Annotated in this window: 13 protein-coding genes and 1 tRNA gene; 9 read left to right on the top strand and 5 right to left on the bottom strand. The window is 59.1% G+C overall.

Annotated features, from left to right (window positions below):
* Both GRI34_RS04700 and GRI34_RS04695 read right to left on the bottom strand, forming a co-directional pair.
* A partial coding sequence (locus tag GRI34_RS04700; RefSeq protein ID WP_160594953.1) for a DUF7507 domain-containing protein occupies positions 1-2828 on the bottom strand: 2828 nt, incomplete at its 3' end.
* Between the two features lie 363 nt (positions 2829-3191).
* Positions 3192-3281 (bottom strand) — tRNA-Ser (locus GRI34_RS04695).
* A gap of 114 nt (positions 3282-3395) precedes the next feature.
* Here GRI34_RS04695 and GRI34_RS04690 point away from each other — a divergent pair.
* From GRI34_RS04690 to mazG, 9 genes are all read left to right on the top strand, one after another.
* Entirely contained in the window at positions 3396-4421 is a 1026-nt protein-coding gene (locus tag GRI34_RS04690) for a lytic murein transglycosylase (protein WP_407692129.1), read from the top strand.
* Positions 4422-4569: 148 nt separating this feature from the next.
* A complete protein-coding gene (locus GRI34_RS04685; protein WP_234028145.1) occupies positions 4570-5712 on the top strand; it encodes a D-alanyl-D-alanine carboxypeptidase family protein in 1143 nt (380 codons plus the stop codon).
* A complete protein-coding gene (gene tmk, locus GRI34_RS04680) occupies positions 5709-6350 on the top strand; it encodes a dTMP kinase (RefSeq protein ID WP_160594951.1) in 642 nt (213 codons plus the stop codon). Before GRI34_RS04685 ends, tmk begins: the two co-directional genes overlap by 4 nt.
* A complete protein-coding gene (locus GRI34_RS04675) occupies positions 6347-7297 on the top strand; it encodes a DNA polymerase III subunit (protein ID WP_160594950.1) in 951 nt (316 codons plus the stop codon). Before tmk ends, GRI34_RS04675 begins: the two co-directional genes overlap by 4 nt.
* Entirely contained in the window at positions 7290-8852 is a 1563-nt protein-coding gene (metG, locus tag GRI34_RS04670) for a methionine--tRNA ligase (RefSeq protein ID WP_160594949.1), read from the top strand. The genes GRI34_RS04675 and metG overlap by 8 nt, the downstream gene beginning before the upstream one ends.
* Positions 8852-9628 (top strand): TatD family hydrolase, encoded by a 777-nt coding sequence (locus GRI34_RS04665; RefSeq protein ID WP_160594948.1) that lies wholly within the window; start codon positions 8852-8854, stop codon positions 9626-9628. The genes metG and GRI34_RS04665 overlap by 1 nt, the downstream gene beginning before the upstream one ends.
* A complete protein-coding gene (locus GRI34_RS04660; protein ID WP_160594947.1) occupies positions 9625-10392 on the top strand; it encodes an MBL fold metallo-hydrolase in 768 nt (255 codons plus the stop codon). Before GRI34_RS04665 ends, GRI34_RS04660 begins: the two co-directional genes overlap by 4 nt.
* Positions 10389-10565 (top strand): hypothetical protein, encoded by a 177-nt coding sequence (locus GRI34_RS04655; RefSeq protein WP_160594946.1) that lies wholly within the window; start codon positions 10389-10391, stop codon positions 10563-10565. The genes GRI34_RS04660 and GRI34_RS04655 overlap by 4 nt, the downstream gene beginning before the upstream one ends.
* 119 nt (positions 10566-10684) lie before the next feature.
* A complete protein-coding gene (mazG, locus tag GRI34_RS04650; RefSeq protein ID WP_160594945.1) occupies positions 10685-11440 on the top strand; it encodes a nucleoside triphosphate pyrophosphohydrolase in 756 nt (251 codons plus the stop codon).
* Here mazG and hflX read toward each other — a convergent pair whose 3' ends face one another.
* From hflX to ntrX, 3 genes are all read right to left on the bottom strand, one after another.
* Positions 11441-12742 carry a GTPase HflX gene (gene hflX / locus GRI34_RS04645; protein WP_160594944.1) on the bottom strand — a complete coding sequence of 434 codons (1302 nt, stop codon included), beginning with the start codon at positions 12740-12742 and terminating at the stop codon, positions 11441-11443. It lies immediately after the preceding gene.
* 17 nt (positions 12743-12759) lie between these two features.
* Positions 12760-13296 carry an RNA chaperone Hfq gene (gene hfq / locus GRI34_RS04640; RefSeq protein WP_160594943.1) on the bottom strand — a complete coding sequence of 179 codons (537 nt, stop codon included), beginning with the start codon at positions 13294-13296 and terminating at the stop codon, positions 12760-12762.
* 170 nt (positions 13297-13466) lie between these two features.
* Positions 13467-14849, bottom strand: a complete 1383-nt coding sequence (gene ntrX, locus GRI34_RS04635) for a nitrogen assimilation response regulator NtrX (RefSeq protein ID WP_160594942.1) — start codon at positions 14847-14849, stop codon at positions 13467-13469.

Genomic DNA, 14849 nt, shown 5'->3' with positions numbered 1-14849 from the left:
TCGTTCGAGACGGTCACCGAATACTCGATGACATCGCCGGCAGCGTTCAGCACGTTGTCGCCATCCGCATCCACCGACACCACAACCTTGTCGATGCCAAGGACGGGATCGCACACGATGCCTGTGTGGACGGTGGAGGGTCCTGCAGAGACCTGTTCTGCGCCGAACATGGCGGTGACGCTGGCAGTGTTGGTGATCTGCTCGTCGCCGCCGGGATAACAGTTGGCGTCGATAAGATCCTGCGTGGCCTCGACCGTGAACTCCCAGGTCCAGGTCTCGCCGACTTCGAGCTCGCCGTCGGCGTTCTCGCTCTCGACATAGACCAGTCCCGAGGTGTCGAAGTCGGTGCCTTCGAACACGTCGCTCACATCGACATCGGTCAGGGTGACGTTGCCGTCATTGGTGACCGTGATGGTGTAGGTGATCGTGTCGCCGGCGGTATCGATCTTGCCGTCTTCGTCGAGCGTACCGTCTTCGTTGTTCACGCTCTTGACCAGCTTCTCGATCAGGATCGCAGGCGTCAGGGCAAGCGGCACCGCTTCGTCATCGCTGACCGGACCGGTCTGGTCGCTGTCGGCAGTGGCGGTGTTGTCGATCGTGCCTGTGGCAAGGTTGCCGACCTCGACCGAACCATTGCTGTCGAGATCGTCCTGCGTGATCGCATAGGTGAGACCGGTGAAGGTATAGCTCTCGCCCGGGGCAAGGATGCCGTCATCGGCCAGCGCCAGGTTGAGACCGGTCAGCGGATCGGTCACGGTCACACCGGTCAGCGTGACGTTGCCGTCGTTCGAGACGGTCACCGAATACTCGATGACATCGCCGGCAGCGTTCAGCACGTTGTCGCCATCCGCATCCACCGATACCACAACCTTGTCGATGCCAAGGACGGGGACTTGCACTACCGGAACCGAAGCATCGTCCGTATCGGGCTGGGTTTCGTTAGTGTCACCAGTGGCAACGTTGTCGATCGTGCCGTCACCGAACCCATTGGAATCAATGTCGTCCTGCGTGACGGTATAGCTGGCGGTGTATTCCCACACCTCATTGACATCGAGCAGGCCATCCTGATCGAGGTCGCCGATGTTGAAACCGCCACCATCTTCCACAGGGGTGGCATCTACCGTTGCGTAGGCTTCGACTTTATCGGCCATCGTCACGCCCGAAAGGGCGAAGTTGCCTTCGTTGGAGATGGTGATCTTGTAGTTGATCACATCACCTTCGCTGTCGACCTGTTCGCTCGCTCCGAAATCGTCGCCATCTTCCACGGATGACACGGTTTTGAGCACCTCGATGCCCGGAATCTGGAGCAGCGGAGCATCTTCATTGTCCGATGCCGAAACCTGACCTGCGGACGATTGCGCAACGACGGTCGCAGTATTGTCGATGTCGCCGTCGGGTCCGTCCGGGCTGTCGTCGCCGTTGCTGTCGAGTTCATCCTGCGTAACGGTGTGGACCGCAGTGTAGGCCCATTTCTCACCTACCTCGAGAATATCGTCATTGTCTCCAATGACATCATCGAGGCGGACCAGGGAATCGGCATCGATATTCGGATCGGTTAGTTCGACATCGGTAAGGTCAAGTTCGCCATCGTTCGTGACGGTGAAAAGGTAGACTACCTGATCGCCGGCATCATCTGCGCCGCCGAGTCCATTCAATCCGCTGCCATCGATGATCTGGGGCACTTCTTTGACGAGATCGATGCTTGGTTGGAGCGGCTTGTTACCGATCGGATCGACCTGGATAATCTCGCCAGAGTCGGTTTGCGATGAGATCAATACCGTTTCGAAATCACCCGTGGTCCGCAAATAGCCATCCGGCACGATCTCCCGGATCTGAACGGTGTAACTCGTGTCGTTGATACCGAACCCACCCATCGAATAGGTACCATCCGCATTCGTGATATCCCATTGCTCGAGGGCCGTGTCGGTGCCGGCATCAAAGGTGCCGTTTCCATTATTGTCGATGAAATCGAATTCGCCATCTTCGTCGAGGTCAGCGTAGATGAAAACGCCACCCAAACCTTCTTCGCCAACATCCCGAACGCCATCTCCGTCCGTGTCTTCGAACTTCGTGCCTTGAAGGATCGCGGCGTTCTGAAGGTTCCATTCTTCGAAACCGCCTTGGACACCCCAGTCTTCCCCGGCAGCACCCATCTTCACATACAGATAGACATACGTGGTAGCCGGGTCGGCATCGCCGAATTTCTCGACTGGGATCAGGACTGAATAGTCATCATTGCCGGAGCCCGATGAATTGGCTTCGCTCAGGAGGACTGAAACCTCACCATTGGCGTCCATATCGTAGATCAACTCTTCGGAACGAAGCGTCGTTAGGTCTTCGATGGAGTTATCCGAGGATGCGTAAAGCTCGAATTCGTCGAGCGAAATTTGGGTATCCGGGGCCGAATTGGATTCGTTCAGGTCGACTCTGAATTCGTAATAGGCTTCCTCGATTCCATCCCCATCAGCGTCAAAGAATGTAACAGGGATCGAACCAAGTAGGATTGTCTCGGTCTTGGATTGGTCGATCTCGTCGTTCGAACCATCGAGAGGATTGGTGTCGTTGGAATTGAAACCCTCCTCGATGCTGTCGTCATCATTGTCATCCTGGATGGCGAGGAACGTGTTGTAGTTTCCGGTTCCGGCGCCGATGTTGACTGCGTCTAGGAAAACTGCGCCGTCGATAATCGCTTTCGATCCAGCTGTCGTAAGGTCGACGTCATCGATCCCATCCGCAGTGTCATCGGTGATGACCGGAAGCGTAACGGTATCGTCATCGCGTTCCTTGTCGAAATTTCCGTCGCCGTCTTGATCTACCAGGATAGCCATTCTTCATCCCCTAAAGCCTTGAGTTGCGATAGGCGGCCCCAGGCGACCTTTACTGGTCGCTCTGTGTATTGGTGCACGTCGTGCTTGGCAGACGGGAGGAAGGCGAAATAGAGGCCTTCGACGCACCCGGACATTCGTCCGAAGTCTGCATCGCAAGGCGGCCCATGAATTTTATTTGGTCCCTGATTGTGCAGGTTCGAAAACGACTCGCCTGCCAAAAGGGTTAACAAGAAGTTAACTCATTGGATGAACGAGTCAACTCTCGTGCAAAGTCAACTGCATTTTGGCGGAAATCTACAGAAAGATTGCTAATCGATTGGGTAATATAGTTACAAGTGCGATCTTGGCACCTTCAATCGAAATTGGCGGACAGGGTGGGATTCGAACCCACGAAGGGCTTGCACCCTTGCCGGTTTTCAAGACCGGTGCATTCAACCGCTCTGCCACCTGTCCGCCGCGCCATCCCCGCTAGCGTTGCGAAGTGTCTTTGTCATCCCGGAACTGACAATGGTTTTCCATAGTAGGGTTACGGATGACATCTCAGGTTCACAGTCCTACTGCAAAGCTATGCCTATGACACGACGCCCGGTTTTCTCGTTTTTGTTCGCTGCCTTGCTTGGCTCCGCAGCTTCGCTTGCTGCGGCGCAGGAGATGTCTTTCGACGCCTATCTCCAGCTGCTGATCGCGCAGGCGAGGGCAGAGGGCGTTAGCGAAGCGACACTGCAGCGGATGACAGCAGGGCTCGAGCCCAATACTCGCGTTATCCAGCTCGATCGGTCCCAGCCCGGGTCACCGACGCGCTCGGGATATCCGCCGCTCGCACCGTATATTGCTACCCACGTCGATGACGCGCGGATTTCCGGTGGGCGGCGCAACTACGCCAATGCCCGTTCCGAGCTGGTTGCCCTAGAGCAGAGGTTCGGTGTCCCGGGGGAAGTCCTGATCGCGATCTGGGGTCACGAAACTGCCTACGGTGCAGTGAAGGGCGGCTTCGACCTTTCTCAGGCACTGGCTACGCTCGCTTGGGAAGGCCGCAGGCGCGAGTTGTTCGCAGGTGAGTGGGTGGCGCTCATGAAGGTGGCGGACAAGGGATATTCGCGCAGGGAACTAAAAGGCAGTTGGGCAGGCGCGTTCGGTAATCCCCAATTCCTGCCAAGCGTCTATCTTCGTTTGGCCACCGACGGAAATGGCGACGGGCGCGCCGACATCATGAATAGCCGCGCGGACGCGTTGGCATCGATCGCGAATTATTTCCGCGATGCGGGCTGGCGGACCGGCCAGCCATGGGGAGTGAGTGCCTACGTCCCGTCTGGCTTCGATGTCGACCGCTACCGCACGAAGCTGGAAGCGCCTGTCTGCTCGCGAGTTCATGAGCGGCACAGCCAGTACAAGACCGTCGAGGAATGGAGAGAGCTTGGAGTTCAGCCGCAGATTCCGCTGGCACCTGGCACCATGGTGTCGTTGTTCCAGCCTGACGGTCCGGGCACACCTGCCTGGCTTCTCACCTCGAACTATCGCGTGATCCTCGAATACAACTGCTCCAACTACTACGCCATGAGCGTTGGTCTGCTGGCGGACGAGATCGCTCGCTAGTGGAATCTCTCGGCCGGATTAGTCCGGTGGAAAGGTCGGAGGGCAACTCGCCAAGTGTAGCGGGTTTGGCTATACCTGTAGCCGAGTTCGAACAGTCATTGGGAACGCCGGGCAGCCGGCGTGGAAACGTTTGCCGATACCGACCCGCTTGATCGCATATGCGACCGCCAGCATTCTCGCCGCCCAACCGCTTTCCGCCCAGGTGGAGAGTGTCCAGCCTCCGGCGACAGAGGATGCGCCGATCGCCTATTTGCTGGACCTTACGAGCGGGCAGGTCCTGCTGTCGCGGGAAGGTGACAGGCGATTTATGCCGGCGTCTATTACCAAGGTCATGACGACCTTCCTCGCTTTCGAATGGATCGAGGAAGGGCGACTGGTGCCCCGGCAGGTTTTCACCGTCGACCCGGAAGTATGGGATGAGTGGAATAACGTGGGCTCCACCATGTTTTTGCCAAACCGTGCCCGCGTGACGGTCGACGAACTTATCCATGGGGTCACGACGGTTTCTGCAAACGACGGCGCGGCGGCCTTGGCTCACGGGGCAGCAGGTTCGATCGATGCATGGGTATCCGAAATGAACGCGAAGGCGCGCGAAATCGGCATGCGCGACAGTCACTTCGGGACACCTAATGGCTGGATGGACAACGGCAAGACGTTCACGACCGCGCGCGATCTGGGCACACTTGCTGCATCGATGATCGGCAGGCATCCCTCCAAGTACCGGCATTATGTCGGGCGGACCGAATATACCTACAACGATATTACTCAGCCCAACCACGATCCTATCTCGGGCGGTGTGCGCGGTGCCGACGGGATCAAGACAGGCTTCACCAACCAGGCGGGCTACGGATTTCTCGGTTCGGCGGAGCGAAACGGACGGCGCCTTGTCATGGTGGTAGCAGGTAGTCCCCGCTCCTCCGTGCGTGACCGCGCTTCGCGAGAGCTACTCGAATGGGGTTTTCGTGAATTTCAGCAAAAGCAGCTGCTGGGAAGGGGGGCAATCGTCGGAGAAGCGCAGGTTCAAGGTGGCGACGCCGGTACAGTGGATCTCGTCGCACCGGGTGGAGTGTACGTCAGTCTTCCGGGCAGCGCCGATCCCAGGATCGAGGTGACCATCAGCTATCGCGGGCCGCTCCGCGCGCCGATTGCGGAAAACGAGCAAGTCGCCGAACTTCTAATTCAGGCAGAAGGTATGCCGGAATATCGTATACCACTGCACGCCGCAGCGGATGTGGGTGAAGCGGGCTTTCTTGACCGGGTGGCAAACGGGTTTCGCGGATGGCTGCGATGACCAAGGGGCGCTTCATTTCATTCGAGGGTGGCGAAGGCATGGGCAAGTCGACCCAGGCGCGCTTGCTGGCCAAGTTCCTCGAAGGACGTGGCTTGAAGGCGGTTCTCACGCGCGAACCAGGCGGAACACCGGGGGCGGAAGCTATTCGTCAGCTGCTCCTCCACCCGCCGGGGGAAGGCTGGGAAGCGGAAGCCGAAGCGCTATTGTTCGCAGCCGCGCGTTCGGACCATGTCGCACGCCTGATCAGGCCGGCGATCCAGGAAGGGTCATGGGTCATTTGCGATCGCTACCTGGATTCGAGCCGGGCATATCAGGGCAGGGCAGGGCAGCTGGGTGACGCTGCCGTACGCCAGCTTCATGCGATCGGAAGTCATGGTCTCCTGCCGGATGCTACGATCGTTCTCAGTGCTTCGGCGGATCACGTGCAAGAGCGCCTGCGCGCGCGAGACGGCGACGAGACGGATGCCATCGGCGGTCGCGATGACAGCTATCACCTCGCTGTGAATTCCGCCTTCGAAGCATTCGCGTCCGAAGAGCCCGACCGCTTCCGAATTATCGACGGAGAGGGAACCGTGGAGGAAGTGCACCAGCGCGTTCTTGCCGCCCTCTCTCCGATGTTGCCGGAGGCGCGCCCTTGAGCCTCGTCGGTCACGATGATGCCTGGGCCGAATGGCGATCGGCATTGGGCGGCGCGCGGATGCATCACGCCTGGCTGCTGGCGGGTAAGAAAGGGCTGGGCAAGGCCAGTTTTGCCCAAGCTGCCGCGAGGGAACTCGTCGGTGTGGATCCAGGCTTCGGGGACCATCCCGACATCCTTACGCTCACCTACGGTCCGAAGAACAAGGAAGAGGCAAAGAAGCGCGACGACGGTAAACCCTATGACCTAGCCCGCGGTATCAAGGTGGAGCAGGTTCGCGAGATCCAGCGACGCTTGACGACGCGGCCCACCATGGGAAGCCGAAGGGCCGTTATAATCGACCCTGCGGACGATATGGAAACCGGGGCATCGAACGCTCTTTTGAAGAGCCTCGAAGAGCCGCCGGAAGGAACGTTCTTCCTGCTCGTCGCGCATAGTCCCGCGCGTCTTTTGCCGACCATTCGCTCTCGCTGCCGGACCGTGCGCTTTCCCACGCTTTCCAAGGAGCAAATGGACGCGTTGCTCCGGGAGCTCGCCCCTGATGCCGACATTGCAACGAGAGATGCCTCCATCGACGCCGCTGCCGGGTCTCCCGGCGCCGCCCTGTCCTTCGTCGAACGGGATCTCGGGTCTGCTGCGCGCTTGATGCGGGCGATCATCGACAAGGGAGACAGGGATTTTGCGCTTCGTGGCGAACTGGCTGGCGTCATCGGGGCCAAGCAGGACATCCCGAGGCTGCAGGCCATCCTCGATCTCGCCCGCGCGATCCTGGCGGAAAGGGTGGACCATGCCGGTGCCGATCCCCGCAAGCTGGTGGAAACACATAGCGAACTCGTGCGCCTGACCGGCGAGCAACCGACATACAATTTCGACCCCGGATTGCTTGCGATGGAAATCGGCACCTTGCTCGCTGCAGCAGGGGCGGCTAGCGAGCGCCGCAATGGCTGATCCTTTCTATATTACCACCGCGATCCACTATCCCAACGGCAAGCCGCATATCGGCCATGCCTACGAGACAATCGCTGCAGACGTCATCGCTCGCTTCCAGCGCCTTATGGGTCGGGACGTGCGGTTCCAGACCGGGACAGATGAACACGGGCTCAAGATGGCCCAGAAGGCCCGCGACCTTGGCAAGACCCCGCGCGAGTTAGCTGATGAAATGTCGGGTGCCTTCAGGGACTTGTTCGATCGGCTTGATATTACCTACGACCGGTTCATTCGGACCACCGACGAGGATCATCATAAGGCCAGTCGCGCCATCTGGCAGGCGATGGAGGCCAAGGGCGATCTCTATCTCGACCGCTACGAAGGTTGGTATTCGGTCCGCGACGAGGCCTATTACGACGAGAAGGAACTCGTCGAAGGGAAGGGGGGCGAAAAACTGTCTCCCCAAGGCACTCCGGTTGAATGGACCGAAGAAGAGACGTGGTTTTTCCGCCTATCGAAATACGCCAAGCCGCTGCTTGAACTGCTGAAAACTCCGGGTTTCTTGGAGCCCGCAAGCCGCCGCAACGAGATGATCGCTTTCGTAGAGGGCGGCCTCAAGGACCTGTCCGTCAGTCGCACCAGTTTCGATTGGGGCGTGAAAGTACCGGGCCACGACAATCACGTGATGTACGTTTGGGTCGACGCGCTGACCAATTACATCACGGGTGTCGGATATCCTGATGTCGGCGAAGCCTGGGAAAAGTACTGGCCCGCCAGCCTCCACCTAATCGGCAAGGACATCGTGCGTTTCCACACGATCTACTGGCCCGCCTTCCTGATGAGCGCCGACATCCCCGTGCCGCAGCACGTTTTTGGCCACGGCTTCCTGCTCAACCGAGGCGTCAAGGAATCGAAGTCCGCCGGTAATGTCACCGACCCGAACGAGCTGGTCGACCTGTTCGGTGTGGATTCCCTGCGCTACTTCCTGATGGCCGAGGTCGTATTCGGCAAGGATGGCAGCTACTCCGCAGAAGCGCTTGTAAACAAAGTGAATGCGGAGCTCGCGAACAGCTTCGGCAACCTCGCGCAGCGCACGCTTTCGATGATCCACAAGAACATGGACGGGAAGCTGACAGACTTCGAAGCCAATGGCGATGACAAGGCGTTGCTGGGCACAGTCCAGAATGCCTGCCGCGAGGTTCTCCCCCAGGAGTTCGAGGCACTGAATTTCAGCGTCGGCATCGAAGCCTGGCTGAAGGCAGTTTTCGCCTGCAACGCCTATGTTGACGAGCAGGCGCCCTGGGCATTGAAGAAATCCGATCCGGACCGGATGCAGGCTGTCCTGCAGACCCTCTTCATTGCAATTCGCGACCTTGGAATCGCAATCCAGCCCGTGGTCCCGACCAAAGCCGCCGCGGTCCTCGACCAGCTGGGCGTCGCGGCAGACCGGCGAACCTACGGCGATCTCGCGGACGAGGGCTGGTTCCCGGCCCTCGTCGCCTCGGGGCACACGATCGAGAAGCCGGTGCCCGCATTCCCGCGGCTCGAACTGCCCGAAGCGGAAACGGCGTCCTGATGCTCGTCGACAGCCATTGCCACCTCGAATACGACGGCCTCGTCGAAAATCAGGCGGACGTTCTCGATCGTGCCCGGAACGCTGGGGTAGGGGCCTTTCTCAACATTTCCACCAAGCGGGACGAGTGGGACCAGGTCATCGGGACCGCGACCGCGCAAAGCGATGTGTGGGCCAGCGTCGGCATCCATCCGCACAATGCCGATGAGCATCCCGATCTGACCCGCGAGGAATTGCTCAAAGCGGCCAGCCACCCAAGGGTAATCGGGCTGGGTGAAACCGGTCTCGACTACTATTACGATCACTCGGATCGCGAAGAGCAGCAGCGGCTTTTCCGCATTCATATCGACGTTGCGCGCGAGACCGGTTTGCCGGTCATCATTCACACGCGCGACGCCGAAGACGATACGCTCTCGATCCTGACCAACGAGATGGAGAAGGGGGCGTTCCCTGCGCTCATCCATTGCTTCACGGCATCGGCCGCATTCGGTGAGGCGGTCCTGAAGCTCGGTCTTTCCATTTCGATATCCGGGATCGTGACCTTCAAGAATGCCAAGGATTTGCAGGAGGTTGCGAAGGCAGTTCCTTCCGGGCGCCTTCTCGTTGAAACGGATAGCCCATTTCTCGCACCAGTGCCGCATCGCGGGAAACCGTGCGAGCCAGGGTATGTGCGTGACACGGCAAGTTTCATCGCCGAATTACGCGGTGAATCGCTTGAGGAACTTGGCACCTACACGACCGAAAATTTCTACCGTTTGTTTTCCAAGGCGGCCGCATGAAACTCTTGATGCTTGGCTCCGGTACGTCGACCGGCGTGCCTCGCATCGGGAACGACTGGGGAGGTTGCGACCCCGGAAATCCCCGCAATCGCCGCACGCGGGTCTCGATCATCGTCGAGAACAACGCGGGAAAACGCGTGCTGATCGATACGTCGACCGACTTGCGAGCGCAGCTCTTGGCAAACAACGTTGCCAAGGTCGACGCTGTCTTCTGGACGCATGATCATGCGGATCATTGTCACGGGATCGATGATCTCAGGGTGATGCGATACGATCGCACCAATCCTCTTCCGGGATACGCAAGCAAGGTTACCTGCGACCGTCTGCGCAAGCGTTTCGATTACGTATTCGAAGGACAGTTCGGCTATCCGACCCTCATGGACCTGCAGGAAGTCGGCCAGGTTCGCTTGGTCGCAGGCTTCGATTTCGGATATGTCGAGATGCCGCACGGGCCGGTTACCAGCACCGGGTTTCGGTTCGAAGCGGACGGTAAATCAATCGGTTATGCGACAGACTTCAGCGAGATTACGAAAGGAATGGTTTCGTGCTTCAAGGGCACGGACCTCCTCGTGGTCGATTGCCTTCGAAGGCGTCCGCATCCCACACATGCGCATCTGGAGATGGCCATAGATTTTGCGCGCCGCTGCAAGGCCAAGCGCGCGGTGTTGACGCATCTCGACAAGAGCATGGATTATGCAGCGCTCGAAGCAGAGGTGCCGAAAGGCTTCATTGTCGGCTATGATGGATTGGAGATCGGATTATGAGCGGCGGTGGCTGGGTCTGGGCTGCATTGATGGGCGCATTGGCAATCGCATACTTAACCGGAATGCGCCGCGACGGCATGACCGGGAGCAAGATGGTCAAGATTGCTGCGATCTGGGTTGGTATTATCCTCGGAGCTTACATCTTGGTGAGCTGGTTGACGGGGATGGACTGAGACTTCGATGGCGCTTCGGCCTATGCCTGTATTTAACATAATATATATTATCACACTAACATAGGCATCCTTCGCTGCAGCATCTCAATGCAGAGCTTATCCCCACTCCGGTAGACATTATGACCCAAAATATAGACCGCCTCCTGACGATCATGAAACGTCTGCGTGACCCGGAGCGCGGCTGCGAATGGGATACGGCCCAACGTTTCGAAACCATCGCACCATACACGATCGAGGAAGCCTATGAGGTTGCCGATGCGATCGAGCGCAAAGACTATGAGGATCTCAAAGGTGAACTTGGCGACCTTCTTTTCCAGGTCGTCTTTCACGCTCAGATAGCCTCCGACGAAGATCATTTCGATTTCGGAGCGGTCGTCGAGACGATCTCGGACAAGATGGAGCGTCGTCACCCCCACATCTTCGGGAACGAAGGCGGCGTCATGGAAGAGACCCGATGGGAAGATCTCAAGGCTGCGGAACGCAGCGAGGCAGGATCGGACAGCGCCATGGACGGTGTCGCGAAGGCACTGCCGGCGCTGATGCGCTCGCAGAAGCTTCAAAAGCGTGCGGCTCGTCATGGCTTTGACTGGCCGGACGCCGAAGGTCCGCGCGCAAAGGTACTCGAAGAAATCGAGGAGCTAAGCAAAGCTTCACCCGAAGAACGCGAAGAAGAAGCCGGCGATTTACTATTCGCCGCTGTAAATCTCGTGCGCGCTTACGGCATCGATGCGGAACAGGCCTTGCGTGCCGCAAATGCCAAGTTCGAACGGCGGTTCAGGGCGATGGAAGACTTGGCCGGCGGAGATTTCGACACGCGTTCTCTCGAAGCACAAGAAGAACTGTGGCAGGCGGTCAAGCGCGCCGAAAAATCCTGATCAGAGGCTTTCGAACTGGCCCAATTCCTTGGGATTGAGCCTGACCGTGAAGCGCCTCATGGGACCCTTGGCGCCCTCCTCCAGAGCCTCTTCCTCCAAAATGTCGCCGTGAGCATGAAGCCAGGCGATCCGGCGTCCGTCGCTGGCCGGTAATTCGAACTGGCGTACCGTGGCCTGGGACGTCAGGATTTCCCCCACCCGCTCGAGGAATTGGGGCACCCCTTCCCCGCTCAGCGCCGATAGGGCGACCACGTCATCGGAAGCTTGGGCGAGCCCGCCCAGTTCTTCGGCCGTCCCTTCGTCGAGCAAATCCCACTTGTTCCACACTTCCAGGATCGGGATCGCTTCGGTTCCGTCCTCCGAACTGATCACATCAAGGTCGCGCAAAACGTTGAGAACCTGCGCTTTTTGCGCGTCCGCCGAAGGGTTCGATATATCGCGCACATGGCAGATCAGGTCCGCTGCGGTCACCTCTTCCAAGGTCGCCCTGAATGCTGCCACGAGCTGCGTCGGCAGGTCCGAAATGAAGCCGACCGTGTCGGACAATATAGCCTTCTCGACCCCCGGAAGCGCGATCGCCCGCATTGTCGGGTCCAAAGTTGCGAACAGGAGGTCCTCGGCCATGACCTCGGCGCCGGTCAGCCGGTTGAAGAGCGTTGATTTGCCCGCATTGGTGTAGCCAACCAATGCGACGACCGGCCACGGAGCACGCTCACGCCGCTCGCGGTGCAGGCCGCGCGTCTTGCGGACTTGCTCCAGTTCCTTGCGCAGACGCGCCATGCGCTGGCGGATCATTCGCCTGTCGGCCTCGATCTGCGTCTCACCAGGACCGCCAAGGAAGCCGAAGCCGCCGCGCTGGCGTTCGAGGTGGGTCCAGCTGCGCACCAGGCGGCTTTGCTGGTAATCAAGATGGGCGAGTTCGACCTGCAGGCGCCCTTCGGCCGTGGCCGCACGTTCGCCGAAGATCTCGAGGATCAGTCCCGTTCGGTCGATGACCTTGCGCGCCAGCTTGTCTTCGAGATTGCGCTGCTGGATCGGGCTGAGCGCACCGTCCACGACCACAAGTTCCGCCTCGTTCTGTTCGCAAGCGATGCGGATGTTTTCCACCTGCCCCGACCCGAACAGGAGGTTTGGCTTCACGTCGCGGACGGGCAGCACGAAACTGTCAGCCACGACTATGCCGATGGCAAGGGCGAGGCCTTCCGCTTCTTCGAGACGACTTTCCGCATCGAGGTCATAGGCCATACCCCGGATGTCGGGGCACACGACGAGAGCCCGCGCACCGCGCGAGACTTCGCCCATCAGATCGTCATCGAAGCTCAGTGTTCGTCCTCGTCCCAATCCTCGGACAGATCGACCGGGGTAGCGGGCTGAATAGTGGATACGGCGTGTTTGTATGCAAGCTGCACGTAGCCATCGCGTTCCAGCATCATGCAAAAAAGATCGTAGGCGGCGATCTTGCCCTGCAACATGACGCCGTTCACGAGGAACATCGTCACCTGCGCCTCTGCCTCGCTAACGCGGCTGAGAAAGACGTCCTGCAACAAACGCTGCTTTGCGCCCGATCCCTGACTGGCGAATTGTTCAGCATCTACCGGTTGCCCGGGCATGATCGTGCTGACTGCGTGCTTATAGACAAGCTGGGACTGTCCATCCCGGCGCAGCAGGATCGAGAAATTGTCGAACCATGTGACAATACCCTGCAGCTTGACGCCCTTCACGAGGAATACCGTCACCGGGGCCTTGTTCTTGCGCAGCAAGTTGAGAAATGCGTCCTGCAAGCTCGGGGCCTTGCCCTTGCCTAGCGGTTCCTGGGCTGCACGTGGTCGCGCAGATAGGGTGCGTTCGCCGGCCATAATCATCGCTCCTTCTTTTTGGCGCCTGCATCGGCAGTCGCAATCTGGACGCTCTTACGGCGTCCGGGGTTCGGGCAACGAGTCCCGCAACCAGGGGCAATGTGACGTTTCCGCGCTTTTTGGGCAACAGGATTATTCTACTGTCGCAAAAGGGCAGGTTGTGGGCGGACCTATTTGCGTTCGTTGTTTCGGCGTTCCGCCATGCCGAGGAGCTTGAGCTTGCGGTGCAATGCCGAACGCTCCATCCCGATGAAGCTCGCGGTTTTCGAGATGTTGCCGGAGAACCTGCGGATCTGGATGGCAAGGTACTCGCGTTCGAAGCTTTCTCGTGCCTCTCGGAGCGGAGCGCCCATTAGCTGGGCCATACCGCCGCTTTCGCCGAGTTTACCGCCCGTCACTTCTTCCGAAAGCATGTCCGCTTCGACTGTATCCAAATTTTCACGCGGGGTCAGGATTATCGTCCGTTCCACGACATTGCGAAGCTGGCGGACGTTGCCTGGCCAATCGTAAGCCTGGAGCGCTGCCATTGCTTCTTCGCTTATTTCCGGCGGCCTGATGCCTTGTTCGATCGCATAGCGCGCAAAGAAATGCTCCGCCAACGAGGGAATGTCGTCACGCCTTTCCGAGAGCGACGGAACCTCGACCGGGACGACGTTTAGCCGGTAGAAGAGATCTTCGCGGAAGCGCTTCTCCGACATTTCTGCTTCCAGATCGCGAGCGGTGGAAGAGACGACCCTCACATCGACCCCGATCTGGCGAGTCCCGCCGACGCGAACAAAGCTCTGGTCGGTGAGGACCCGCAGGATCCGAGCCTGCGTTGAAAGCGGCATGTCTGCCACTTCGTCGAGATAAAGCGTGCCGCCATCAGCTGTCTCCAGGAGGCCCGGCCGCACGAGTTTGCCTTCGGCTTCCTCCCCGAAGAGCTCTTCTTCAAAACGTTCCGGCGTAATGCGGGCGGAATTGACCACGATGAACGGCTTGTCTGCGCGGGTGGACCAGCTGTGCAACAGCCTAGCGGCGACTTCCTTGCCCGAACCGGCAGGACCGCTGATAAGGACCCGACTGCCGGTATTTGCCACTCTCTTCAGCGTCGCCCTAACTGCATTGATTGCAGCGGAATTGCCTGTGAACTCACCCCCCTCGCCCATTCCTTCCCGAAGGCGTGAATTTTCGCGCCGGAGACGTTCTGTCTCGGTTGCACGCTCAACCAGGTGGAGCAGGCGTTCTGCCTCGAAAGGCTTCTCGATAAAGTCCATGGCGCCGCGGCTGACGGCAGAAACAGCGGTATCGATATTGCCGTGACCGGAGAAGATGATAACCGGCAATTCCGGCTCGCGGACCTTGATGGCATCAAGCACTTCGAGGCCATCCATCTGGCTGCCGTGAAGCCAGACGTCGAGCAGGACCAAGCTGGGCCGCTTTTCATCGACCGCGGCAAGTGCCGACGTGCTGTCGGCCGCGGTGCGACATTCGTAGCCTTCGTCGCTCAAGACGCCGGCCACGAGCTCCCGAATATCGCGTTCGTCGTCGACGATGAGGATGTCGAGTGCCAT

The sequence above is a fragment of the Qipengyuania aquimaris genome, from assembly GCF_009827445.1.
GTDB classification, from domain to species: domain Bacteria; phylum Pseudomonadota; class Alphaproteobacteria; order Sphingomonadales; family Sphingomonadaceae; genus Qipengyuania; species Qipengyuania aquimaris.
The sequence above is the reverse complement of the archived record's forward strand: the minus strand, read 5'-3'. Positions and strand labels throughout refer to the sequence as shown.

What these genes read in the sequence shown, in the direction of transcription:
- ntrX (WP_160594942.1), bottom strand. Translation starts at nt 14,849, where the DNA reads ATGGCACTCGACATCCTCATCGTCGACGACGAACGCGATATTCGGGAG.
- mazG (WP_160594945.1), top strand. Translation starts at nt 10,685, where the DNA reads ATGACCCAAAATATAGACCGCCTCCTGACGATCATGAAACGTCTGCGT.
- tmk (WP_160594951.1), top strand. Translation starts at nt 5,709, where the DNA reads ATGACCAAGGGGCGCTTCATTTCATTCGAGGGTGGCGAAGGCATGGGC.
- GRI34_RS04660 (WP_160594947.1), top strand. Translation starts at nt 9,625, where the DNA reads ATGAAACTCTTGATGCTTGGCTCCGGTACGTCGACCGGCGTGCCTCGC.
- metG (WP_160594949.1), top strand. Translation starts at nt 7,290, where the DNA reads ATGGCTGATCCTTTCTATATTACCACCGCGATCCACTATCCCAACGGC.
- hfq (WP_160594943.1), bottom strand. Translation starts at nt 13,296, where the DNA reads ATGGCCGGCGAACGCACCCTATCTGCGCGACCACGTGCAGCCCAGGAA.
- hflX (WP_160594944.1), bottom strand. Translation starts at nt 12,742, where the DNA reads ATGGGCGAAGTCTCGCGCGGTGCGCGGGCTCTCGTCGTGTGCCCCGAC.
- GRI34_RS04690 (WP_407692129.1), top strand. Translation starts at nt 3,396, where the DNA reads ATGCCTATGACACGACGCCCGGTTTTCTCGTTTTTGTTCGCTGCCTTG.
- GRI34_RS04655 (WP_160594946.1), top strand. Translation starts at nt 10,389, where the DNA reads ATGAGCGGCGGTGGCTGGGTCTGGGCTGCATTGATGGGCGCATTGGCA.
- GRI34_RS04665 (WP_160594948.1), top strand. Translation starts at nt 8,852, where the DNA reads ATGCTCGTCGACAGCCATTGCCACCTCGAATACGACGGCCTCGTCGAA.